Below are 22666 nucleotides of genomic sequence, written 5' to 3'. Positions count from 1 at the left end.
CGCGCTTCGTGCTCGATTCGAGTACTCACATGACATTGATGACCTGAGTGCGGCTGTCGCCTACCTTCGTGAGTCTATACAATCAACATCTCCTGAATCTCCTGACTACCCGCAGCGGCTTTCAAATCTTGGATTGATTCTTGCTCAAGGTCATGCAGTGTCTGGTGATCTTGCGGACTTGGACGAGGCGGTGGAGGTGCTTCGCCGTGCAGTGGCAGGTACTCCGCGGAAGTCTGCGACAGGCCCGGCGTATGTTTCGAATCTGGCCACGATCCTTCAATTGAGATACGCGTCGCTTGGAAATCAAGCCGACCTCGATGAGGCAATTGAAGCCACGCGAGCCGCTCTGGTCGGTTCGAAATTCGGCGACACATCCAAAGAGACCTACCTATCAAATCTTGCATCGCTATTGAAGGAGCGTGCCGAACGACTGGGTGATCAGGCCGCGCTCGTAGAGGCCATCGGTCTCTATCGCGAAGCGTTAGCGATCGAAGGCAACGACGCGTCGCGAAGGTCCTACGAGCAAGCGCTGGCTGAAGCCGTATCGTTGCAGCGGGATTTGGCCATAGGCGGCCAACGATGACCAGCTCAACGTGGAGTTTGAGGCAACTCAGCGGGCGTCCGCTATTATCGGGAATGTTAACCGCTGTCCTAACTTCGAGTGTGGGGGTCGCGGTTAACATCGCTACGACACTTACAAGCAACCCGGTTGCTTGGGTAGCGGTAGGTGTGACGACGGCGGCAAGTGGCGGAGCCGCAGCTTGGTTTAGCAAGGGCAGTCCCGAGATCTCGACTGAGCTGATTGAGGAGACGCTAGAGGAAAGCATTGAGAAGCGTCTTCAGAGCGAAAAAAAGGCTGCCTCGCGGCGAATAGCACGTGGTGTTGTTAAAAGAAGGACTATCGAGACTCGTCCAGACGGAACCAGGTTAGAGACTATCGAGTTCTTTAGTGAGGAATTGGCGCGCGAAGATAGCTGACGTAATCTTAACTCGACATGATAACTACGATATTGCGGCGCCCTGGATATACCGGTGTCGCAGACTTGGCTCGGTTGACCGCCAGTTTGTATCGGCGGCCGCAGCACAGCTGGTCTCCGCGAGTCCGATCTTCGTGGAGACGCTGGCCAACGCGCGACGTGATTGGCATGCCGGCCGGGTAACACTTGTCTGCTGAGGGCAGACGTTCTGTGGGGAACGTCGTGGTGCAGTCGGCAGGAGTTTGCGCGTGCGGTTGGAGTTCCTCCTCGCGGACGACCCGGCGCGGGCAAGACGATCATGGCGGGCCTCTACGTTAAGGAACTGGTGCTCCACGACGACGTGCAGCGGTGCCTGATCGTGGCTCCCGGTGGTGTGGTCGAGCAGTGGGAGTCGGCATTCGACCTTTTCTCACTCGCGTAGCCCTGGCTGGCTCTGCGTAGGTGACGTGGCCGGCGTTGGCTGGCGTGTCCCGCAGCGATCGTCATGCGGGACACGCACTTATCGCGTCTTCAAGCCTGCTGCCAGGGAGTACGACGCAGGAGGACACGGGACGGGTAAGCCTGCGGCTGTCCGCAAGAGCTCGCTCTCTCGCCAACGCTGCCGGTTCGCCTGGCCGGGGGAGGACGGGACAGCTGATGCGTCCCCGAGTGACATCCAGTCGCCGCGCGTTGCCTGCTGGGGCTGCGGACCGTTCGAACCGCTCGCGGGCCATACTGCGAGCGGTTCGTGACCACCACAACCACTGTGGCAGGCGGTCTCGTGCTGAGGCATGTTGCTGGGAACACCTGATGAGCGGACACACCGCAGCGCACACCGGCTGTAAGACTGTGCAGCAGCTACAGTCTCCGTCCTGGTAAGCAGCGGAGCCGCCTCACTTGCGGCTCCGAAGAGAGCGACACGCTAGTCGCGTCGTCGCCGAGGAAGGTATCCGTTCGTCGTCTTGATGGGCCGCACATACTGCCGCGGCCTGAGAGGGAGGCCAGAAGCATGATGCTGGTGCTCGGTTGTCCCGGCTCAGTTTGTGTGGCTCAGATGGTCAGAAACCGGTGACCGCGACCATATGGGCGACAGTTGCTGCTTTCACCGCAGCTGCCTTCTCGTTTATTAACGCAGTTTTGACGTCGCGGGCGAATAAGGAAATTCAGCTAACTCAGTGGCGGCGCACAGTTGAGCTTGAAGATGTTGCGCGCCTACTTAAAGGGGTTGACCCGTTTCTCGCAAGCTGCTCTCGGATAGCGGATATTGCGGACCGCTCAAGCAATGAAGCAATTAGCGATGAAACAAGCCGAGAGCTGAATCAGTTGTACGCTAGTTTGGTTGAAATTAAGGACGCCTACGAACAGCGGCTGTCTGAGCTTGAACTCATCGCTGGTGATCGGGTTTTCCGGGCGGCTCAGCGTTTAATAAATAGCTTCGAAGGTTTGCAGCACTATGTTCGGCCGGCGGGGCCGTATGAAAGCAAGAAAGCAAACTGCGAAAGTGAGAGTGTGGCGGTTCGAGCTGCCCGTCAGTCTCTGGTCGATGAGATAAGGATCGAACTCGGTGCTGATCGCAGAGGCGCGAGGAGGATGAAGCGGTCCTTCGCAAAATCGAGTCGACTGGTCGCTAGGTTGTGGTACGGAGTAAAGCATCCGCGGTCGTATTTTTGTGCCAAAAGGGTTCAGGCTGAGCGACGCAAGCGATCGGTAGTGTCGAAGTGACAAGCGAGATCCCTGGCGAAGTGGATCCGCTTTAGCAGAAGGATGCTGAAGCCCTAGCGGAGCCCAGTGCTTGAGGTAGACATGTGGGGTCGATGATATGACTGAACGTCCGCCGAACCCGGATTGTAACCTTCTCTGGGCTCGGTCTGGTCTCGTCTGTGCTCACCCAGAATGTGAACAGCAGCTAGTCATCTGGGATAGGTACAAGTGGGTCACCATCGGCGAGATCGCCCATATCTATGGTAGCGCATCTGGTTCTGCTCGCCATGATCCGAGCTTGCCTAGTTCTTATACTGACTCATATAAGAACTGCATGATTCTGTGCAGGCGTCATCATCGAATTAATGACGACGCTTGGAAAAACTATCCACCTGCGATTCTCTTTAGGTGGAAAGAGAAGCACGAAAGCCGATACGTAGGCTTCTCTGCCGCAGTTGATCTATCCGTCTCGTATTCTCATTTGCCGCACAAAGCCTATCGATACGTCCGCCGAGAAGATGTGCAAGAGGAAATCTATGAGCGCCTTCAGGGTATGGCGAAGGTCGTCGTCTCCGGAGTGTCTGGCTGTGGTAAAACCCAGGAGGCGCTTTCCTACTTTCAAGAATCGACAGCAGAATACACGTTCCGATGGTGGGTGCGGGGGCATGATGAGATCACTACCCTCACTGATCTTGCCGCGATTGGCCCCTACGTCGGACTCGCCCAGGTCGATGGCGAACCAGTCGTAGACTATGTACGAAGAGTTCTGGTTCGTCTGGAAGGCATTTCCGGTTGGCTGATCGTCTTCGACAATGTCGAAGATTCAGGCATCGAGCGGCTCCTTCCATCCTCCGGCGGCCACGTAATTGTCACCACGAAGGCATCTTCTTGGACGTCAGCCAAGCTGCTTTATAGGCTTCCAAAACTAACAATGCAACAGGCCTCGGCGATCATGCTGAGTGCAGGTGAAGGTCTACCAGCCGCGATTATGGAGGAGATCTACGCGGCCACGGTTGGGCATCCATTGGCCTTGGATCAAGCGGCGAGCTTCATTGCCGATACGGGTATGCCGGCTGAAGCGTATTTGGAATTGCTGCGATCGGAACGCGCGGAGCTTCTTGGTAGGGGCGTTATGGGAGCTGACTCCTTTAGCTCCTTGATTCTTTCGGTATTGAAAAGAGTGGACGAGCAGGCTCTAGGGTTGTTGAAGACTCTAACCTTTGTTGCTTCCACGCCGATCACTCTGGTTGTTTCAGGGAGTGATGCGCCGTTCACATCGTTCGTTCCGAAGAAGCTTCTGGAAATCGAAGACTGTATCGCTTGGTTGCGCTCAAACTCGCTGCTTGAGCGCCACGGAAACTTGGTGTCGACGCATGAACTAATTCAGGACGTTGTTCGATGGTCGCTCGTAGGTGTCGATCGCAAGCGGAGCCTTATGTCTGCAGTCCAACTGCTTACGGATCAGCTTCCAGAGCGTACGACGGACGTCGCCGCGTGGCCGGTAGTCGAACTCCTCATGCCCCATTGCATGGCAGTCATCAATCATCTCTCTGCCGAGTCAATTCATCCGGCTGGAATTACGTATTTTTACAACAGGTTGGCGCCGTATCTAATGCAGAGAGGGCAACGAGCAGAGGCTGAGCGGATGCTGAGAGGCGCTCTTGATCTTCTGCGTGGGCACAACGACGAAAGCGCCGAATCCTCGCGTGCAAGCCTAATGCATAACTTGGCTCGCTTGGTCGCGGATCAGGATGGAGGTATTGAATCTGCATCGTTGTATGAAAAATCGCTAGCAATCAAGTTGAGACTCTATGGGCCTGATCATGTTTTGACGGCAATTGGGTTCGGCGCATTTGGAACTCTGCGTGAGGCTCAAGGTCTGCTTGGTGAAGCGGAAGAGCTATTTGAGAAATCAAGGCGAGTATACGAGAGAGAGGGTGATCAGCGTCGGCTGATCGAATCGATTTCGGATCTGTCGCGCAATCGGTTCAAAATGAGAGATTTGCGCGGTTCGTTGATGCTTGCCCAAGAAGCGGTGGAGAAAGCGGTAGGTGATCGCGAGTGGAACGAGGCAGTCGAGAGCCACTTGATGTTGGCAACAGTGCACAGAGATTCAGGAAATCTTGTTGAAGCAGCTAGGGTTCTACGCGTAGGCCAGAATATCGCACGGCAAAGCCAACTCCTATCGCCAAATCTGGCAAGAACCTTGTTTAGGCGTGGAGAGGTGCTGGCAGACCTCGGAGTGAGCGAGTCCGCGTCAGCGCTACTTAGTGAAGGCTTGCACATGATGGAGCGGCTTGCTGTCGAACCGACGCCTGAAATAGCCGTCTTTAAATTCAACTACGGGCTTTTTCTTCTTAGGACTGATGTGCCGCCATTTGCTGTGCGTGATCTTTTTGCCGAGGCTCGCAAGCACCTTGCGGGGTTGTCTGCGAGAGAGCAGTCGCTTGAAAAATCAGCGAGGGAGCTGCAGGCGTACTGTGAGACCGAGATGGGCAATGAGGCGGAGGCTGCTAGATTGCTGGAGGATGGGGATCCTAGGCCCAGCTTCGAGCGATTCTACGCCCATTTCGGCTTCAAGTTTCATCGTGAGGGAAATCGGCTCATTATGTATGGAATGTAGGCGCGAGCCCAGTGTAATCGCGCGGCTAATCTGGCAGTGCGCCGGTTCTCCGCGAAGCCAGTCCGTAGCTCGGCAGACAGATGTCTGCTGGCCTCATCAAATTATAATATTCGATGGGGTTTGTGTGAATTCGCTCCAGTTGGCCGTTGGCGCGTCGAATCCAGTGTGCTCCCTGGAAATCGGTGAATGCAATTTCCGTCCCTGGTCGCAATTGCATTCCGCCTTTCACTAAGCCGATCGGCACGTGCCACTCGCCGTCAGGTAGCAGGCTGAGCTCCCGCCGATGGGAATGATGAAAGTGCTCAGGAAGCTCTTCGCCTTTGTTCCACGCGGCACCTTGTACGGCAACTGAGGTTACGACGACCGAGTGGACGGGCTGCCCCGACCTATTTAGAAGATTTGCTGCGTCCTCGCCTGGCCATGTGGAGATCAGCACAGCCTGCCCACGTTCTTCGAGGCGCTGCCGGTACAACGACTCCTCGCGCATAAAGGCAACTTGCTCCGCCATGGATTCGAGCTGCTTGCTAAAGGATTCCTGTTGCTGGCTGATTTGATCGCGCAGAAGGTTAATCTGAGTCTTAAGAGAATCCTCCTGTATTTTGAAGTTCTTTACCTGCCTTCGCCACGCCAGCCACGCAATGGTTGCCGCTATCGTGGCAGCAGCGAATGCCAGGTATGTCGGGACATCACCCGGTTCAATCGGGGTGAATGTAACCCACTCTGGGTCTGCTGCGAGGTGGGGAAACGCTGCTTTCAAGTCGATCGACTCCTGCATGAAGATGTCTGCCGGCAGCTTCCGATTGTAGCTCAATCTCTAGTCACAGGAGGTCGGGAACACGCTGGGCGGGATGCGACATGTCCGATTAGATCATCGCAGCGACTTCAGCGATGAGTTCCAACGAGTCCCCCTCGTTCAGGGCCAGCGTTTGCAATGCCGAGAACCGCTCCGACACCTGTTCAACTTGCTTGTGCGATTCCACATACTCGCGTCGCAAAAACGTTTCTGTATACACCACGTCGTTGTGCTGTCTGTGTGGAAAGCTTAGCCACGTGATCGAGCCGCCCATCGACGGATGTGCCCCAGCTGAGTAGGGCATGATCTGGAGGCTTATGTTCGGCTGCTCGCTCACCTCCATGAGGTGAAGCAGCTGTGCCTTCAGCACGCGACTACCGCCCACCAGCTGTCGCAGCACCGCTTCCGAGAGCACGGCTTCGACAGCAATGGGGTCGTCACTGCTTGATCGGGTTACCCACGTTTCCCTGGCGCGCAAGAGCTGCACGACTTTGGCCTGGTCGTCCCACCGGACTGTTGCAGTGGTGTAAGCGGAGAGTTGGAAGACAGTCGGCACCGTCTCTGAGGCGAACATCCGTAATCGTGTCGCATCGGCTATCAGCAGGGGTAGGTCCTCAGCCGGGTCAAAGATCGCAGTTTGCGGCTGTTGGTGTGCCCTTAGGTCCGCGGCGTGTTGCGCCTGCGACGTCACAAACTGCCACTCGGGTGCGGGAACCCTGTAGACGTATCCCAGCGCCATGATGTCGACTGCTGCGGATGGTTGCATGGCGTTTTCCATCATGGATAGCTTGGCGCTGCTGAAGCCGACGCGGTTGCCCGCTTCGAGAAGACTGAAGCTGCGGTCGTCTCGCCACCTGCTCAGTGTTCGACCAATGGCACGTTCAAGCGCGGTAGCCCGGAAGTCCTTAGGCATGAGGAGATCGACACAGTTGCTTCGCAGCGGCTTCGACGGCGGCAAAACCCAGCGCGTAGGTACCGGTCTTGGACATCATGTCGGCGACTCTCATGTCGGGGGTGAGGGCCTTTCCGCCTAGAGCGGCGGAAAGGTTTCGTCTTCGCTGCTCACGGCCTGGCTCTCAGCGGCCTCCTGGAGGCGTACACATCGGCGAGCCATCCACTTTATTGACAGGTCCTCGTCGAGGCTGATCTCGTTGAGCGCTTGGACGACCGCTTCGTACCCCTGGATTGCGTGCTCCTCTTCGGCGAACAGGCTGGAGTTCTCGGTCGTGATCCAGACCAGCGGTTGGTACTTCGCGAACGTGAGCAGCGTGAACGGTCCGGCCATGCCGGCATGTGCACCAGCGGCTGCGGGCAGGATCAGGATTCTGATCCTCTTCCAACTCGCCATGCGCATGAGGTGTTGCAGCTGCGCGACCTGCTCTTCGCGGTTGCCGACTTGAAGTTCGAGCGTGAACTCGTGGATGTAGAACGTGCAGTGGAGATCGTTACGAAGCAGCTCCTGCATCTCGCGCAACGCGCGCAGCCGCTCGTCGAGTTCAGCCGCGGGCACGGTGGCCGAAGCGGCAAGCAGCGACCGCGCGTGGTCAGGAGTCCGGAGTAAATCCGGAACCGCGTGCGGATGCCAGCTGACGAGGGTTCTGGCCGCCGCGAGGTTGGATCTTGCCGTGCCCGATCTCACCGGCGCGCACTTGCCGTGCGGCTGCCACCAGCCGTCCATCTCCGTATCGGGGAAGAGGTCGAGCAGATACTTGCGTTCCGGCTCGGGGACTCGACAGGCGCCGAGCACCAGCACGAGGTCCAGAAGGGTGATGCCCCCTTTGCCGTTCACCATGTCCGAGACCTTGGCTTCCTGCCAGCCCAGTACGTCTGCGAGCTGTCGGGAGGTCATGCCCGCTTGCGCGATAGCTGCTCGCATTCGTTCGCCGAACTCACGGCCGCGCGCGGTGGCGTACCTCTTGGGCATATCCGGGTTCCTTGGCCTGGTGCGTGTCGCTGTTGCTGGGGCTGGCGGGCGCATAGTCGAGCGCGTTTTGTTGCGCTGGTTCTCACGCCGCAGTGACAGCAACTCGGAGCGCTCTTCGTTGGTGAGCGACAACCACTTCTCGCCGATCGCTTCGGCCGTGAGGTCGTTCATCGGAACGCCTGCCTAGTGGCTATGTCTCTGTCGACGGCGTCGCGCGGCTGCTCGTCGCCACCAGTCGTAGTGGTCGCCGACGACCCATGTCCACGTTGATGCCGCTACAAGGCCGAGGGTGATCGTGAGTGCGGTCATCGCGACTCCCATCCAGGCTGGCGTGTGCTTGAGGTGTCTGGTGACGTGCTTGAGGCGGACGCGGAGTCCACACGTCACCGGACGGTCTGACGGTCGTTGAGCGGTCGTGTCAGACTGAAATCAAGATTCCATCAGCGCACGATCAGCGGTACGGCCTGCAGGTGACTTGAGGCGACCTGCTGCGACCTGGAGCTAGGAGGAGCCATGCGGACGTTTCGCACGGTGCTTGAGCAGCGGATTTGGGAACGTCGGCTGACTCTGGAGGAGTTCGTCCAGGAAGCTGAGCTGTACGCGCGTGAGAATCGAGAGCCTGGGTCGCTCGGGCTCAGGCACCTTCAGCGGCTTGTTGCTGGTCGTCGGTCTGCTGGCAAGCCTCTTGGCCAGATGAAGGCAAGCACGGCCAGGTTGTTGGAGAACATGCTCGACACGCCGGTCGAGGAGTTGTTGTCTGCGCCGATGGAGCGCGGGTCTGCGGCAACTCCTGCTGGCATGGCTGTTCATCCCGGGTTGATCAGCGCATGCGAGTGGCTCGACGGAGCGGCAGGTTGGCCTTCGGGTTTGGCTGAGGCGAAGATGGACGCTGGCTTGAGGATCGCTGATATCGGGGTGGTCCAGGGACAACATTCGCGGCGGAGTCGGGTTGGCCGACGTCGGGTCGCGGAGGCGGCGCACCGGTACTACCGGACCAACAGCACGTTCGGGGTCCGCGGTCCTGGCATGGAGGTGCGCACCAGCGTGCTCACGAGGCCAGAGTGGGATGCCCTCGGACTGGCGCTCGAAGCGGAGAACGAGCGGCTCGTCCTTGTTCATCGGGCAGGGACAGCGCCCGTGGTGCACGCGGAGTCGGCGATTGAACGGCTCGTGGCGGCCGCGGCGCTGAGTGTGCGGTTCGCGAACTTGCCGTTGTACCGGCTGGTGGAGATCGACGTCAGTAGCCGGGGTGTGGGTGGGGCTGTCGACGTGGGGAGCTTTGTCGAGTACGCGCTGACGATGGACCTGCTCGAAGCTGAGCTTGCCGATTCGGTGGACGGCTCGCTGCATCCGTTGCGAGACAGGTACTTGCCGGACGTGGAGTCTGTGTTCGATGTGGCGGGGCGGGTATGTGCGGGCGGGGTTCTGTCGCTGGTGGCGATCGCGCGGCCGGCTGACCCGTTCCGCGGTGCTGCGGACTACGCCTTGATCGTGCAGACGCGATCGGACCAGGTGGTCAACGCAGCTGGGAAGTTGGCGGTCATCCCCAAGGGGTTCCATCAGCCGCTCACTGATCCGCGGGCAGATGTACGCATCGGTGCAACGCTCCGGCGCGAGTTGGAAGAGGAGTTGTTCGGGCGTGGCGACGTGGACGGGACCGCAGGCACCACGCGCGCTGTGTCGCCGATGCATCCGGGGCGGTGGTCCGAATCGATGAAGTGGCTGGAGGAAGAACCGGGCCGGATGCGGATGGAGTGCACCGGATTCGGATTGAACCTCGTGAGCGGCAACTATGAGTTTGCGACGCTTGTGGTGATCGAGGACGAGGAGTTCTGGCCGCAGTTCGGGGGACAGCTCGAAGCCAACTGGGAGGCGTCCGGGCTGACGTTGTACTCAAGCCTGGACCGTGAACTCATCACTGATCTGGTGCAGCAAGAGGCTTGGAGCAACGAAGGGTTGTTCGCGTTGCTCCAAGGGCTCCGGCGGTTGCGTGAGGTCGGTGGCTCGCGGGTGAAGCTGCCGAACTTCGAGTTGTCAGGTCTGTGATGGCCAGCGGACGGTCATGACGACAGAGTCCGCGAGGGCTTCCCAGGAGTGGTCGACGCCCGGTCCCCACATGATGTAGTCGCCCTGGCGGCTCATGGTCTTGCTGCCGTCGGTTGTGTCCACGCGGAAGTTGCCTTCTACCAACAGGACCAGGGTCGTGCGCTGGTCATCTGCGGTCCACTCTGGACGCTTGTCGCCGGCGGGGTGGGTTCCCCACTTCACTTCAACGTCCTTTTGGGAGCGGACGCCGATCGACGGGTCGATGAAGTGTCCGACCAGCCAGCCGCGGGTCTCCGTGCTGTCGTCCGCTGCGTTGCCGGCTTGCCAGTTGGCGGTCACCTGATCTCCCATTCGATCTCTGGCAGGTCCACGCGGGTGCCGCCGATTTCTCGGAGGCGGCGGAGGCCCTGCAGAAGGGCGAAGAGCCCTTCGTTGCTCCAAGCTACATCGTTGACGAGTTCGTCCAGGAGCTCCGCATCACGGCTGGAGTACTGGTGCAGACGGGACGCTTCCCAGTTGGCTTGGACGTCTCCGCCGTAGCGCGTCCAGAACTCTTCGTCCTCGATGACGATGAGGCTGGCGAACTCGAAGTTGCCGCTCACGAGGTTCAGCCCGAAGCCCGTGCACTCCATGCGCAGGCGGCCCGGTTCGGCGAGCAGCCAGCTCATCGGCTCGGACAGCCGGCTTGGATGCATCGGGTCGGCGTGGCGCTGTTCGCCGACCGTGTTGTCCACGTCGTCGCGACCGAACAGCTCCTCTTCCATCTCGCGGCGGAGCGTCGCGCCCACCTGCGTGTCGGCGCGGAAGTCCGTCAGCGGCTGGTGAAAGCCCTTGGGGATGACGGCCAGGCGGCGGGCTGCGTTGATCACGTGGCCTGAGCGTTCCTGGATGAGCAGGAGGTAGTCCGGCTCGCTGCGGAACGCGTCCGCGGGGCGCGCGAACGCGGTCAGGGCGAGTGCTCCGCCTGCGCACAGCCGGTCGCCGACGTTCAGCGCGGCGGAGAGGTTCGGCATGTAAGCGTCGCGGAGGGGGAGTGAGCCGGGGTTCGTCGGCATGTCCGTGGTGAGTGCGTCGACCAGCTCGCCTTCGAGCAGGTCCATCGTCACTACGTACCCCACGAAGTCCGTCACGCCCACGGTGCCCGCGAGCTGGTGCTTCCGCATGTCCACGTCGAGCAGTCGGAACAGCGGCATGTTCACCATGCGGTGTCCCAGGGCCAGCGTTTCGGCCAGCCGTTGCGCGGCGCGGTCTGCGCTCTCCTCGTCCATCGCGATGTTGTCGCCTGGGGTTACGCCGGCCAGCTTCAGCCTGTCTTGCTTGGGGAACAGCGGGGCGTCGAGGTCTAGCCAGTCCGGGTGCGTCAGGACCGTGGTTGACGCGGCCGTGTTCGTGCCGAACTTTGCCGAGTAGCGGCCGTGGCCGGTGGTCGAGGTGCCGTAGTAGTCCGCCAATGCGCGGGCGGTGTCGCGTTGGTTTACGCGGCCGCGGCTGACTCCGCGGTCCTGGAGGGCGTGCAGGTCGAGGGCGGCGAGCCTGGCGGCTACTTCGCGGCGGGCTGTGCCAGGGTTCCAGCCTGCGTGATCGTCGAGCCAGTTCAGCGCGGCGACGATCGTCGCGTCCTCGCTCAGGCGTAGTTCGGCGTCCCTGGCTGCGCCTACCGGCAGGTCGAGCGGACCGCCGTTGATCAGCTCGTGGAAGCGGTCCGCCGCGTCTGCCGGTGCGTTGGTCAGGGCCTTGTCGAGTTCGCGCTGGAGTCCGGAGCGCGGCTTGGTGTCCGGCTTCTGGTGCCAAGAGGCCACGGTACGGACGCCGATGCCCAGGTGTTCGGCGAACGCCTCGTGAGTCATGCGCAGTGCTGCCTGGAGGCAGCGTGCTGATTGGCCGGTCCACTCGTCGTTCACGCTCATGCTCGCGCTACCCCCAGAGCGCAGAACCTGCATTGAACTTGCATTGGACATGCATGGGTTCGGGCGGCTATTCGCGCTGGAATTGGTGCATGGAAATCAGGGCGCTTAACCAGCGGAAACGCACTCGGCTACCGGTTCTCGCGGACTTGCTTCGCTACGGATGCGAGGTCCGACTTCAGGTCGTCGAGGCGTTCGGTGATGTCGATCAGGCGCTGTTCGACACTGTCCAAACGCGACCAAAGCGAGTCGCCGGGGTCGGTGATCGGCTCGTCTCGCTCGGGTGGACGGCGGCCGTGCAGCACCGCGTCGAGGTGCATCGGGTGCCAGCCCATGGCTGTAGACAAGGACTCCAGCGTTCGCGGCCCCCGCCGGCGCTCCACTGTGTGGTGCTGGATCTCGCGGACGATCGCCTGGGAGACGTTCGAACGCTCCGCGAGCTCGCGTTGACGCCAGCCGAGCTCGTTCACGCGCTCGTTGATCGCTCTGGCGACTGCCGCCCAATCCTCCGACACGTATTCCTCCGCGCTCCGCCTCAGCGCTGAGATTAGCCGCTTTTCGTTCTTCGGTTACGCGACACGGCGCATTTCCAGCCGTGTGCGATCGAGCGCGCCGTTGAGTGCGCTGAAATCAATGAAGTAGAGCTGAAATCGTCAGCTCTCCTCTTGGAAGGCCTAATTCCTATGTGTGCTTCTGTGTCTTCTGTTCACTCCATCCGCGAGACCGCCTGGGTGCTCGGCATCAGTCAGGGACGCGTGTTCCGGGCGATCCGGCTCGGGCTGTTGACCGCCGAGCGTCAGTACGGGCGCCTCGTCGTCTCTGGTAGCTCGCTTCGGCGAGTGCTTTCGGAGCCGGGGGTGCTTCGTGACTGATCTGCGGCTGGTCGGGATCGCCTGGTCGCTGGACCGGTTGCGATGGGTGCCGACCGATGAGTTGACCGACGTCGTTCAGAGCGACGGGCTGTGCATGTGGGCGTTCACGGGCGAACCGCCGTGGGCGGACGAGGAACTGACCGATCGGGAGTTGGCTCAGCGGCAGTGCGCTGGGTGTCCGGTGCGGGATGAGTGCTTGGAGCTGGAGTTGCGCACGGCCGGCGCTGAGACGGTCGGAGTGTGGGGAGCGCTGCCGGAGGACGAGCGGCGCGAGGTGCATCAGCACTGGCTTCAGCGCGGTGAACGGGCCGAGAGGGGGCCGCGTTCATGAACGCCATCAGCGTGACTCCCACTCAAGTGCTGGCTGCGGTCGGCGTGCTCTTGGTGCTCGTGTTGGTCTGGCGGGCTGGTTCTCGTCGGGCCAAGGCCGCGGCGAACGCAGCGAAGACGGGCGTTCGGTTGATGTCGCTTGGTGGCCGCGTGGTCGTGAACGCCGTGCTGATCGTGATCGTTCAGTGGGTGGTCGTGACGCACGGCGGGAGTGGCTGGCTGCTGTTCGCGGTGCTTGGAGTTCCGGCGTTGCTCGCGTCCTACACGCTGACGAAGGCGCTCACGGTGACCACTTACGAGCCTCGTGGTGGTGGTCGGAAGTGAGCGAGCCGATCGAGCGGGTTGCTGTGCAGGTGGACCGGTTGTGCTGGACCGGGATCTTGCTGGGGCTCGCGTTCACGATGACCAACGTTCAGCAGTTCGCGGCCGCTGGTGCTGCGGTGTGGTCGTTGGCTTGGTTCGCGGCATGGTTGTTGGACCCGATGGTGTCGCTGGTGCTGCTGGCGATCCTCCGTGCCGAGCAGGTGACGGCTCGGCACGGGTTGCGGCTCGGGGGATGGGTGCGGGCCGCGAAGTGGTTCACGCTCGGAGCTACGTACGTCATGAACACGTGGAGTGCGTTCGTGGCCGGGTCCGCGGCGCTCGTGGTGTTGCACTCGGTGCCGCCGCTCGTCGTGTTCGTCGCCGCGGAGGCCGTGACGGAGCTGCGGGACAAGCTCGGGACCGCTGCGGGTGCCAGGGTTGAGGCCGTGGCACCTGGCCCGCGGACGTCGTTCGCGGAGTACATGGCGGTGGCTCGCAAGGCACGTAAGTCGAACGCGAAGGTGTCGCCGGCCTGGGTTCGCGAGGTCACTGGATGTTCGCGGGGGTTGTCCTCGAAGCTGGCCGCTGAGCTGAACGGAGACCAGCGATGAGCGGCGAGCTGGTGCCGGCCGAGCAGGTGTTGGAAGGGGAACTGGTCGACGAGCGCGCGGCGCTCGTCCGGCGGATCGAGACGACCTGGCGCTACTCGCGGGCGGTGCCTTCGGCGCTGAAGTCTAGGGAGGCGTTGAAGCTCGCTGCGAAGGACGCGCTCGGTTGGGTGCTTCGGGCTCCGCTTCGGTGTGCGAGTGCGGTTGGCCGCGGGGTGGTGCTTGCGGCGCGTGGCTGGCGGAACTGGGTACGGGTGCGGGACTACCGCGATGCTGCCGAGCAGTCGGAGAAGCTGGCAGACAAGTTCGTTGAGATCCGTGCGTTGACGTTGTTCCGGTGGAAGGTCACGGGGACCGTGCTGGTTGCGGGTGGTGCGGCGGTCACGGTGGCTTGGGCGCTGTACGGCGACCTGGTGTTGTGGAGCGTTGGAGGCGTCGGTGCGGCTGTGCTGGCAATCGTCGGACGGGCGAAGGATGGCTCACCAGGGAGGAAGTCCGTACTTTCCGGGCCGCGCACGCTGACGTGGACGATGGACTCTCAGGTGCTGGTCGATGCGTTTCGGGACGCCAAGCTGATCGGGAAGGACGAGTCGCTTCGGCTGGTCGAGCGTGCGTCTCGGCAGGGTGCCGGTTGGGCGATCACGGTGGACCTGCCGGCCACACGCAAGGCAGCCGGCGTCGTGAAGCACCGGGAGGACCTGGCGTCGGCGCTCGCGGTGGACGAGATCCAGCTGAGCGTTGAGCGTGTTCGTGGCAACGGTGGTCATGCTGGGCGTGTGGCGATGTGGGTGGCTGATGAGGACCCGTACGCCTCACCACCGATCGGAACGCCGTTGCTCGCGGTCGAGCGTTGGGATGCGTGGCGGTCGGTGCCGTTCGGTACTGACGCGCGTGGACGGCGGATCGACCTGCCGTTGGTGTGGACGTCTGTGCTGATCGGCGCGATTCCGCGGCAGGGGAAGACGATGGCCGAACGGCTAGCCGCGGCTGGGCTCATCCTCGATCCGCACGCGCGGCTGTACATCGCCGACTTCAAGAACGGGAAGGACTGGCAGGCTGCGGAGCAGGTCGCGCACCGGTTCATGGCCGGTGACGACGGTGAACACGTGTTGAGGTTTCTGGACTGGCTAGTTGAGCTGGTTGCTGATGTTCAGCGGCGCTATCGGCGGATGCAGGACCTCGACGACGTGACGTGTCCCGAGTCGAAGGTGACGCCGGCTATGTCGCGTGATCCGTCGCTGGACATGCCGATTACGGCGTTGGTTGTGGACGAGGTCCACATTGCACTGGAGGATCGCACTCCTGTTGTGGTTCAAGGGAAGAAGCTCACAGCAGGGGAGCAGATCGGCGAGTTGCTGACGTGGCTCGCGAAGAAGGCACCCGCGGCCGGACTGGTGCTTGTGCTCGCCACTCAACGGCCGGACAGCAACACGATTCCGTCGAAGTTGCGGGCGGTGCTCGGGTCGCGGTTCGCGTTGCGGGTCATGGACTGGCGTGACAGCAACATCGTGCTCGGGGAGCAGATGAACACCCGTGGGTACGACAGCAGCCGGTTGCTTCCGTCGCACAAGGGCGTCGGCATCCTGCGGCCGGACGGGGAGACGCAGGCCGGGGCCGATGTGCTCGCGCTGACCGTGCGGACGTTCTACATGCCCAATGAGGACTGGCGGGCGATCTGCGAACGCGGCCGCGCACTCCGTGAGGCCGAAGGCACGCTGACCGGGCAGGCCGCTGGTCAGGACACGCCGCTGCTCCACCACGCGGAGGTCGTGCGGGAGATCGACGGGCCGAGCCGGGACGAGATCGAGTTGCCGGAGCCCTTGGCTGCGGTCGTGGACTACCTCGGTGACGGACTGGACGAGCGGGAGTTCGTGCCTACGGCCGAGCTGGTGGCGGCGCTGAACGTCGAGCCGACGACGTTCGGGAAGGACATGGGTGGCCTTGGTTGCCGGCCTACGCGGCAGTACGTCCAGGAGGACGAGGGCACGCGGCGGGTCCGGGGTTACCTGACTGCGGACATCCGAGCCGCGATTGTTGAAATCGGCTCATCGAGCTTGCGTGCTGTGGATCGGCTATGACCAGCGAAGATCCGGAAGCCGGTGAGCTGAAGGTCAACCTTCCAGCTGAGCTACCTGTCTTGAACAGGAGAGTTAGCCGCATACTGCTAGACATCCTGTTTGAGCTGAGCGAGGCGAAGGCCCTGGACGGGTCTTCGGGAGGGAGGTGTGATGACTGTTGAAATCAGCCGGGACCCGTGGGCGACGCTTGATGACCTGTGGGGCATCGAGGTCAGCGAAGTCGTGGAAGACGGCATCGGCGCGGTAGCGGGCTACGGGCGCTGCTCGACTGAGGACAACCAGGACCCGGAGACGTCGCGCGGTTGGCAGTTTGGCAACGCGGAGAAGTTCGTCGGGCCGCTGGGCGGCCGGATCGTGGAGGAGTTCTTCGATGTCGGGAAGTCGCGGTCGGTGCCGTGGGAACGACGGGACGAGGCGTCACGGCTGCTGGCAGCGCTGAAGAACCCGCATCGTGGCTGGAATGCCGTGGTGGTGGGGGAGGGGACGAGGTGCTGGTTCGGCAATCAGTTCTCGTTGATCGCTCCGCGGTTCGAGGCCTACGGGGTCGATCTGTGGGTGCCGGAGTTGGGTGGCAAGTACGACTCACGCAATCCGTCACACAAGATGCTGATGAGCGTGCTCGGTGGCATGAGCGAGTCCGAGCGCCAGCACGTCCAGGCTCGTGTTCGGGCTGCGATGGACACGCAGGTGCTCAACGAGGGACGGCACCAGGGCGGGCGAGCGCCCTACGGGTACGTGACGGCGGACGGTGGTCCGCATCCGAATCCGCGTAAGGCGGCGGAGGGGTACCGGTTGCGGGTGCTCGCGATCGATGACGAGTCTGCATGGGTCGTTCAGCGCATCTTTGCCGAGTACTTGAGCGGCATGGGTGATCGGGCGATTGCCAATGGGCTCAACCGGGATCGGATTCTGTGTCCGTCCGCGCGCCGGCCTGACCAGAACAAGCATCGGCTGGGAGATGGATGGCAGGGCAGCACCGTGCGGGCGATCGTGGAGAACCCTCGCTATACCGGCTACGCGTTCTTTGGTCGGTCTACGAAGTTCGAGACGCTGCTCGACCCTGACGACGTGTCAGCCGGTCATGTGGTGCGGTTCAGGAAGGCCAGCCCGGATCGAGTGGTCCGGTCACGGAATCCAGCGCACCCGAAGATCGTGGAGATTGAGGACTTCACGGCCGCTCAGCTTCTGCGGAAGTCGAAGGGCAACCTGCGGAGCGCGCGGAAGGCGGAACGGTCCGGACGCGCGTTGAAACACCGCTACCTGTTCCGCGGTCGTATCCGGTGCGACATCTGTGGGCGGAAGATGGAGGGCAGTCCGCGCAAGAAAGCGATGTATTACAGGTGTCCTGCGCGCACCTTGGCTCCGGGATCTCCTGTTCTCACGTCGCATCCGGGTGCGGTCTATTTGAGAGAAGACGCGCTCCAGCACGCGGTGAATGGCTGGTTGGGGCACGTCTTCGACCGTAAGAACCGCGATCGGACCGTTGCCGCGTTGATGGACTCACAAGAGCCGGTCGTGCAGATCGGACGCGACGCAGCGAAGAAGCGGCTCGCTGAAGCAGAAGCCAAGTTGACCAGGTTCCAGAACGCCATCATGGCCGGCGTGGACCCTGCGGCGCTGGTCGAGGCGATCAACGAGGCGCAGGCCGAGAGGCTTGCCTCACGGGCGGCTCTGGACAACGTCCCAGCCCCGGTGGAGGTGGACGTCGCTGAGATCTACGCGGCGATCGACCTCATAGGCGACGTCAGCGCAGCGTTGAGAGGTAGTGCACCGACCAGACTCGAAGAGCTGTACGAGGCGATAGACCTGCAAGTTCGGTACGAGCAAAACCCCCACGTTGCTGATGTCTCCATCAACCCCGTGGGGGTGAATAACGCTGGTGTCCGAGGGGGGACTTGAACCCCCACCCCCTTTCGGGGACTAGCACCTCAAGCTAGCGCGTCTGCCATTCCGCCACCCGGACTTGTTTAGTTGTGCCTCGGCTCGCGCCGTGGTGTGTGCATAGATTACATGATCGTCAGCGTCGGCCAAAATCGGGGGGAAGGTGTGGTGTTTGTGCTGGTTGGAGGGTTGGGGTGGGGCTAGGGTCCTGGCATGCGGGAGCTGACTGAGTGGTTGTTGGACTCTGATCCTGCCTTGCGGTGGCAGGTTGAGCGGGATCTTGTGGGGGCGCCTGAGGGGGTTTGGCGGGCTACTCGGGCCTTGGTGGGGGCTGAGGGGTTTGGGGCTCGGCTGCTCGGGGCGCAGGGTGCCGATGGGATGTGGGCTGGTGGGGCCTTCTTTCCCGCTGGGTTTGACGGGACTGGGGCTGGTCAGCCTTGGACGGCTACTACCTGGTCGTTGACGTCTTTGCGGGAGTGGGGGGTTGAGGCGGGGCGGCTTGAGGGGACTGTTGGGTTGTTGGCTGCCAACGCTCGGTGGGAGTACGAGGGGTTGCCCTACTGGGAGGGGGAGGTTGACTGCTGCATCAACTCTTGGACGTTGGCCAACGGGGTGTGGCTTGGGGCACCTGTTGAGGGGATTGCTCGGTGGTTTGTTGACCATCGGCTTGGGGATGGTGGGTGGAACTGCGAGTGGGTTGAGGGGTCGGTGAGGTCTTCGTTTCACTCGACGCTCAACTCGTTGAAAGGGTTGTGGGCGTACGAGGTTGCGGGTGGTGGGGTGGACGTTCGGGGCGCTCGGTTGGGTGGGGAGGAGTACCTGCTTGAGCGGCGGTTGATGCGGCGGTTGTCCACTTCGGAGGTTGTGGGGGAGTTCGCTGTTGAGTTTCGGTCGCCGTTTCGGTGGGGGTACAGCGTGTTGAACGCGTTGGACTACTTCCGGGGCGTTGGGCGGAAGGATCCTCGGATGGAGGAGGCCGTGGAGGTTGTGCGGTCTGCTCGGCAGGCTGATGGGACGTGGCTGCAGGGTGGGCGGCATCCTGGGGACGTGTGGTTTGAGATTGATGTTGAGGCTGGGGAGCCGTCCAAGTGGCTCACGTTTTATGCGCTTCGGGTGTTGCGGTGGTGGGAGAGTTAGATCCAGCCCTTGGCTCTGGCGAAGCGGGCTGCCTCGTGGCGGTTTGAGGCGCCCGTTTTGCCTACCGCTGAGCTCAGGTAGTTGCGGACTGTGCCTGGGGAGAGGGAGGCTCGGCGGGCTATCTCGTCGATGGGGGCGCCCTCTAGAGCGAGTTCTAGGACATCTGCTTCTCTTGGGGTTAGAGGGCTGTCGCCTGCGCTGATTGCCTCTGCGGCTAGTGCTGGGTCCACGTAGCGGCCGCCTGTGTGGACGGTGCGGACCACTGTGGCGAGGACGTCTGAGGAGACGGTTTTGGGGAGGAAACCCCTTACGCCTGCGGCTAGAGCCCTTTTGAGGTGGCCTGGGCGGCCGTGGCTGGTGACGATCATGGTGCCGCAGGTGGGGAGTTCGGTAGCCAGGGTTTGGGCTACTGAGACTCCGTCCAGGTCTGGCATTTGAAGGTCGATCACTGCCACGTCTGGGCGGACGATTCTGGCTGTGGCCAGGGCTTCTTTGCCTGTTGCTGCTTGGGCTACTACCTCTAGGTCGTCCTCCAGGGACAGTAGTGCGGCCATGGCTCCGCGGATGAGGTGTTCGTCGTCGGCCAGGAGGATGCGGATCATGGGAGCTCCACGGTCAGGACGAAGCGGTTCGGGGGTTCTGGGGTGGCGGTGACCGAGCCGCCTAGAGCCGCTACTCGTTCGTGGAGGCCGGTTAGGCCGCTGCCGAAGCGGAAGCCGTTTTGAGAGACGCCGTCGTTCGACATGGTCAGGACTTTGCCCTTGAGGGTGATGGTGCAGGTTCTGGCTTCGCTGTGGCGCAGGACGTTGGTTACGCCCTCGCGTACTGCCCAGCCCAGGGCTCCTGCTGGTTCGCCTGCGAAGGTGACGTCGCCGATCACTCGGCAGTCGATGCCGGCGGAGGCCAGGAGGGAGCGGGCGCCTGCCAGTTCTGCTGTCAGGTCTGCGGTTCGGTAGCCGCTAACGACGGCCCTTAACTCGTCTAGAGAGTCCTGGGCGATTTGGCGGACTTCCAGCATTTCGTCGATGGCCGCGGATGTGCGGTCTCGGCGGGCCAGTTGGGCCGCCAGGTCTGCTTTCAGGGCTACGGCGGAGAGGTTGCGGCCTACTACGTCGTGGAGGTCTCGGGCGAAGCGGAGGCGTTCTTCGGCTACGGCGAGGTTGGCCCTTACTTCTCGGGAGCGGTCGAGCTCCCAGACGATCTTGAGCATCCAGAGGGTGGAGCGGAAGGCCGCCACGAGGAACTGGAGCATCAGGGTCATGAAGAAGGCGTGGCCCGGGGGAGCGGTGAGGAACATCCAGGCGCCGCCCAGCAACGCCAGGAGGACGAGGGTTCTGGGGCGCAGGACGGCCGAGTAGGTGGTGATCGCCAGGACCAGGAAGATCACCGAGACGCCGTCGCCCGGGCTGTCCGGCTTGCCCGGGAGGGGATCCGGGTAGGCGAGCTGGCCTGCTACCAGGATCGCGGCGGTGACCATGCCGTGGAACATGAGCAGGCGGCGCGGGAAGTCGGTGCGGCCCAGGTTGTACTCGAGGCCCACGTGGACCAGGCGGACGCTCACGACCGTGTAGGCCAGCACCGTCGTGACCAGGATGATCAGGGCGACGGTGCTGACCTCGTTGGCGAAGCCGATGATCAGCAGTGGTGGCAGGAAGACGTACGAGAGGTAGAACGTGTAGCGGACGAACAGGTCGAACCGCGCCGCGTTGCCACGCGACCGCCACCAGCCGAGCAAGTTCACCTCCGCGGGTCCCACCTGAACCACTTCCGCACAGCGTAGGTGCCGAGCACGATCCACACCGCCATCACGGTCAGGGGCTTGAGCACCGGGCCGTCGGCCCAGCCGGCGCGCAGCAGTTCGAGCACCGGGGTCAGCGGCAGGTACTGGAGGACCTTGGCCAGCACGTCGGGCAGGGCGGAGAGCGGGAACATCATCCCGGAGCCGAAGAGGCACGCCATCAGGATCGGCAGCGAGGTCACCTGCGCCATCTCGACGGTCCTGGTGAACGCCGAGGACGCCGCGGCCAGCAGCACGAAGATCGCGACGCCGCCGAGCACGCCCAGCAGCAGGAACCACGGGCGGGACGGCATGTCCACCCCGGTGATCACGGCCACCACGACGCAGTACAGCACCATCTGGCCCAGGGAGATCACGACGGACGGCAGCGCGGCGCCGACCAGGATCTCCGGGTCGGTCAGCTCGCCGACCCGCAGGCGCTTCAGCACGAGCTCCTCGCGCCGGGCCACGAAGGTGGTGACGAGGTTGTAGTAGACCGCCATCAACAGCGCGAACCCGACGAGGCCGACCACCAGTGGCACGCCCGAGGCGTCCACCGAGATCAGCACCGGCACCAGCAGCAACGGCATCAGCAACGAGTTGAACAGCGCCGTCCGGTTGCGCCAGAACAACGTCAGCTCGGCCTGTCCCACAGCCACGGCCCTCATGCCGCCTCCTCCGCGATCGCCAGGAACGCCTCTTCCAGCGACGCCGAGCGGGCGTCCAGACCGGCCAGTTCCACGTCATTCACATGTGCCCACGCCAGCAGTTCGTGCAACGACGACTGCAGCGCGTTGGTCCTCAGCGTCACGCGGCCCGACGACTCGGCGTCGACCACGAACGGCAGCGTCACTCCCGCAGGAGCCACGAAAGAAATGCGCGACGGATACGCGTCCACCACTTCCGAGACCGTTCCCTGCGCCACGATCCGGCCGCGGTGCATGATCGCCAGCCGGTCGGCCAGCGCCTGCGCCTCCTCCAGATAATGCGTTGTCAACAGAACTGTCACGCCTTCGCGCAAAAGGGCACGAATCAGTTCCCAAGTGTTCCTGCGGCTTTCCGGATCGAGTCCGGTCGTCGGTTCATCCAGGAACAGCACCTCGGGCTTCCCGAGCAACGCCAGCGCGAGATCCAGCCGCCGCCGCTCGCCCCCGGACAGCTGCTTCACCCGCACCGACGCCCGGTGCGAGAGGTCCACCATCTCCAGCGCCTCGTCGACCGGCCGCGGCGACGTCAGCGTCCCCGCCCACATCCGCGCCGCCTCGAAAGCGGTCAGGTCAGGCGGAAAACCGCCCTCCTGCAACATGACCCCCATCCGCGGGCGCACGGCCGCGCGCTCCGCGAACGGGTCGTGGCCCAGCACGCGCACGGTCCCCTCCGCCGGACGCGAGAGCCCTTCCACCACCTCCACCGTCGAGGTCTTTCCCGCACCGTTCGTGCCGAGCAACGCGAACATCTCGCCCCGCTCCACATCAAATGAGACGCCCCGGACAGCTTCGAATCCTCCGCTGTACCGGCGGGTCAGCCCCCGCACCTCGATCGCTGTCATATGCCCACGATCTCGGGAAACACCGGGAATCGGCAGTGCCGTCACACATCAAAACCCCATGACAGATGTCATGGTCGTCATCTGAGGGGTTTCCCCGAGTCCTCTCTCGACGGTCCCGATCTCCCCTAGTCTCGATTCCGGTGACCGGTGGTCATCATCGGGATCCGGCGAGTGACAGGGGCTG

20 protein-coding genes and 1 tRNA gene are annotated in these 22666 nt (G+C 62.6%); 10 read left to right on the top strand and 11 right to left on the bottom strand.

The features are described from left to right. The 3 genes from ACFWNN_RS01975 to ACFWNN_RS01965 all read left to right on the top strand — a co-directional run. Positions 1-583 (top strand): hypothetical protein (locus ACFWNN_RS01975; RefSeq protein ID WP_382437942.1); only part of this gene is annotated, 583 nt, incomplete at its 5' end. A 1441-nt stretch (positions 584-2024) separates the two neighbouring features. Then, entirely contained in the window at positions 2025-2678 is a 654-nt protein-coding gene (locus ACFWNN_RS01970; protein ID WP_382437941.1) for a hypothetical protein, read from the top strand. Between the two features lie 313 nt (positions 2679-2991). Continuing rightward, the gene (locus ACFWNN_RS01965; protein WP_382437940.1) at positions 2992-5280 is read left to right on the top strand and encodes a tetratricopeptide repeat protein; all 2289 of its coding nucleotides are present in this window, start codon (positions 2992-2994) and stop codon (positions 5278-5280) included. Between the two features lie 25 nt (positions 5281-5305). On the opposite strand, the gene ACFWNN_RS01960 is transcribed toward ACFWNN_RS01965, so the two are convergent. The 3 genes from ACFWNN_RS01960 to ACFWNN_RS01950 all read right to left on the bottom strand — a co-directional run bounded on the left by ACFWNN_RS01960 (position 5306) and on the right by ACFWNN_RS01950 (position 8168). After that, complete coding sequence (locus tag ACFWNN_RS01960; RefSeq protein WP_382437939.1) at positions 5306-6055, bottom strand: hypothetical protein; 750 nt, start codon at positions 6053-6055, stop codon at positions 5306-5308. 88 nt (positions 6056-6143) lie between these two features. Further along, the gene (locus ACFWNN_RS01955) at positions 6144-6986 is read right to left on the bottom strand and encodes a DUF5753 domain-containing protein (protein WP_382437938.1); all 843 of its coding nucleotides are present in this window, start codon (positions 6984-6986) and stop codon (positions 6144-6146) included. A gap of 117 nt (positions 6987-7103) precedes the next feature. Beyond that, positions 7104-8168: a helix-turn-helix domain-containing protein gene (locus tag ACFWNN_RS01950; protein ID WP_382437937.1), complete on the bottom strand. Its 1065-nt coding sequence runs from the start codon at positions 8166-8168 to the stop codon at positions 7104-7106. A 342-nt stretch (positions 8169-8510) separates the two neighbouring features. Between ACFWNN_RS01950 and ACFWNN_RS01945 the strand changes: the two genes are divergently transcribed. Continuing rightward, complete coding sequence (locus tag ACFWNN_RS01945; protein ID WP_382437936.1) at positions 8511-10043, top strand: transcriptional regulator; 1533 nt, start codon at positions 8511-8513, stop codon at positions 10041-10043. Here the strand turns inward: ACFWNN_RS01945 and ACFWNN_RS01940 are convergent. The 3 genes from ACFWNN_RS01940 to ACFWNN_RS01930 all read right to left on the bottom strand — a co-directional run bounded on the left by ACFWNN_RS01940 (position 10032) and on the right by ACFWNN_RS01930 (position 12462). Then, on the bottom strand, positions 10032-10382 hold the full coding sequence (locus ACFWNN_RS01940) for a signal peptidase I (protein ID WP_382437935.1): 351 nt from the start codon (positions 10380-10382) through the stop codon (positions 10032-10034). The genes ACFWNN_RS01945 and ACFWNN_RS01940 overlap by 12 nt on opposite strands. Next, positions 10379-11950, bottom strand: a complete 1572-nt coding sequence (locus ACFWNN_RS01935; protein ID WP_382437934.1) for a transcriptional regulator — start codon at positions 11948-11950, stop codon at positions 10379-10381. The genes ACFWNN_RS01940 and ACFWNN_RS01935 overlap by 4 nt, the downstream gene beginning before the upstream one ends. A gap of 128 nt (positions 11951-12078) precedes the next feature. Then, the gene (locus ACFWNN_RS01930; RefSeq protein WP_166053843.1) at positions 12079-12462 is read right to left on the bottom strand and encodes an XRE family transcriptional regulator; all 384 of its coding nucleotides are present in this window, start codon (positions 12460-12462) and stop codon (positions 12079-12081) included. A 349-nt stretch (positions 12463-12811) separates the two neighbouring features. Here ACFWNN_RS01930 and ACFWNN_RS01925 point away from each other — a divergent pair, with 349 nt between their 5' ends. The 5 genes from ACFWNN_RS01925 (at position 12812) to ACFWNN_RS01905 (ending at position 18037) form a co-directional block, all read left to right on the top strand. Then, positions 12812-13150: a WhiB family transcriptional regulator gene (locus ACFWNN_RS01925; protein ID WP_382437933.1), complete on the top strand. Its 339-nt coding sequence runs from the start codon at positions 12812-12814 to the stop codon at positions 13148-13150. Then, a complete protein-coding gene (locus ACFWNN_RS01920; protein WP_382437932.1) occupies positions 13147-13473 on the top strand; it encodes a hypothetical protein in 327 nt (108 codons plus the stop codon). The genes ACFWNN_RS01925 and ACFWNN_RS01920 overlap by 4 nt, the downstream gene beginning before the upstream one ends. After that, positions 13470-14063: a hypothetical protein gene (locus ACFWNN_RS01915; RefSeq protein WP_382437931.1), complete on the top strand. Its 594-nt coding sequence runs from the start codon at positions 13470-13472 to the stop codon at positions 14061-14063. Before ACFWNN_RS01920 ends, ACFWNN_RS01915 begins: the two co-directional genes overlap by 4 nt. Beyond that, complete coding sequence (locus ACFWNN_RS01910) at positions 14060-16138, top strand: FtsK/SpoIIIE domain-containing protein (protein ID WP_382437930.1); 2079 nt, start codon at positions 14060-14062, stop codon at positions 16136-16138. Before ACFWNN_RS01915 ends, ACFWNN_RS01910 begins: the two co-directional genes overlap by 4 nt. 150 nt (positions 16139-16288) lie before the next feature. Next, on the top strand, positions 16289-18037 hold the full coding sequence (locus ACFWNN_RS01905) for a recombinase family protein (RefSeq protein ID WP_382437929.1): 1749 nt from the start codon (positions 16289-16291) through the stop codon (positions 18035-18037). Here ACFWNN_RS01905 and ACFWNN_RS01900 read toward each other — a convergent pair. Next, positions 18016-18101 (bottom strand) — tRNA-Leu (locus tag ACFWNN_RS01900). The genes ACFWNN_RS01905 and ACFWNN_RS01900 overlap by 22 nt on opposite strands. Positions 18102-18538: 437 nt before the next feature. Here ACFWNN_RS01900 and ACFWNN_RS01895 point away from each other — a divergent pair. Beyond that, positions 18539-19156, top strand: a complete 618-nt coding sequence (locus ACFWNN_RS01895; RefSeq protein WP_382437928.1) for a hypothetical protein — start codon at positions 18539-18541, stop codon at positions 19154-19156. Here the strand turns inward: ACFWNN_RS01895 and ACFWNN_RS01890 are convergent. The 4 genes from ACFWNN_RS01890 to ACFWNN_RS01875 are packed head-to-tail and all read right to left on the bottom strand — an operon-like array spanning position 19153 to position 22482. Further along, positions 19153-19758 carry a response regulator gene (locus ACFWNN_RS01890; protein WP_382437927.1) on the bottom strand — a complete coding sequence of 202 codons (606 nt, stop codon included), beginning with the start codon at positions 19756-19758 and terminating at the stop codon, positions 19153-19155. The genes ACFWNN_RS01895 and ACFWNN_RS01890 overlap by 4 nt on opposite strands. Further along, positions 19755-20897 (bottom strand): sensor histidine kinase, encoded by a 1143-nt coding sequence (locus ACFWNN_RS01885; protein ID WP_382437926.1) that lies wholly within the window; start codon positions 20895-20897, stop codon positions 19755-19757. The genes ACFWNN_RS01890 and ACFWNN_RS01885 overlap by 4 nt, the downstream gene beginning before the upstream one ends. Next, positions 20894-21601: an ABC transporter permease gene (locus ACFWNN_RS01880; RefSeq protein ID WP_382437925.1), complete on the bottom strand. Its 708-nt coding sequence runs from the start codon at positions 21599-21601 to the stop codon at positions 20894-20896. Before ACFWNN_RS01880 ends, ACFWNN_RS01885 begins: the two co-directional genes overlap by 4 nt. After that, on the bottom strand, positions 21598-22482 hold the full coding sequence (locus ACFWNN_RS01875; RefSeq protein WP_382437924.1) for an ABC transporter ATP-binding protein: 885 nt from the start codon (positions 22480-22482) through the stop codon (positions 21598-21600). The genes ACFWNN_RS01880 and ACFWNN_RS01875 overlap by 4 nt, the downstream gene beginning before the upstream one ends. Between the last annotated feature and the right edge of the window lie 184 nt (positions 22483-22666).

This window comes from Lentzea sp. NPDC058450, from assembly GCF_042721395.1.
Classification (GTDB): domain Bacteria; phylum Actinomycetota; class Actinomycetes; order Mycobacteriales; family Pseudonocardiaceae; genus Lentzea.
Note: the sequence above shows the minus strand (reverse complement) of the source record. Positions and strands in the feature narration are given on the sequence as shown.

What these genes read in the sequence shown, in the direction of transcription:
- ACFWNN_RS01890 (WP_382437927.1), bottom strand. Translation starts at nt 19,758, where the DNA reads ATGATCCGCATCCTCCTGGCCGACGACGAACACCTCATCCGCGGAGCC.
- ACFWNN_RS01950 (WP_382437937.1), bottom strand. Translation starts at nt 8,168, where the DNA reads ATGAACGACCTCACGGCCGAAGCGATCGGCGAGAAGTGGTTGTCGCTC.
- ACFWNN_RS01880 (WP_382437925.1), bottom strand. Translation starts at nt 21,601, where the DNA reads ATGAGGGCCGTGGCTGTGGGACAGGCCGAGCTGACGTTGTTCTGGCGC.
- ACFWNN_RS01875 (WP_382437924.1), bottom strand. Translation starts at nt 22,482, where the DNA reads ATGACAGCGATCGAGGTGCGGGGGCTGACCCGCCGGTACAGCGGAGGA.
- ACFWNN_RS01905 (WP_382437929.1), top strand. Translation starts at nt 16,289, where the DNA reads ATGACTGTTGAAATCAGCCGGGACCCGTGGGCGACGCTTGATGACCTG.
- ACFWNN_RS01965 (WP_382437940.1), top strand. Translation starts at nt 2,992, where the DNA reads ATGATTCTGTGCAGGCGTCATCATCGAATTAATGACGACGCTTGGAAA.
- ACFWNN_RS01955 (WP_382437938.1), bottom strand. Translation starts at nt 6,986, where the DNA reads ATGCCTAAGGACTTCCGGGCTACCGCGCTTGAACGTGCCATTGGTCGA.
- ACFWNN_RS01960 (WP_382437939.1), bottom strand. Translation starts at nt 6,055, where the DNA reads ATGCAGGAGTCGATCGACTTGAAAGCAGCGTTTCCCCACCTCGCAGCA.
- ACFWNN_RS01920 (WP_382437932.1), top strand. Translation starts at nt 13,147, where the DNA reads ATGAACGCCATCAGCGTGACTCCCACTCAAGTGCTGGCTGCGGTCGGC.
- ACFWNN_RS01935 (WP_382437934.1), bottom strand. Translation starts at nt 11,950, where the DNA reads ATGAGCGTGAACGACGAGTGGACCGGCCAATCAGCACGCTGCCTCCAG.
- ACFWNN_RS01945 (WP_382437936.1), top strand. Translation starts at nt 8,511, where the DNA reads ATGCGGACGTTTCGCACGGTGCTTGAGCAGCGGATTTGGGAACGTCGG.
- ACFWNN_RS01910 (WP_382437930.1), top strand. Translation starts at nt 14,060, where the DNA reads ATGAGCGGCGAGCTGGTGCCGGCCGAGCAGGTGTTGGAAGGGGAACTG.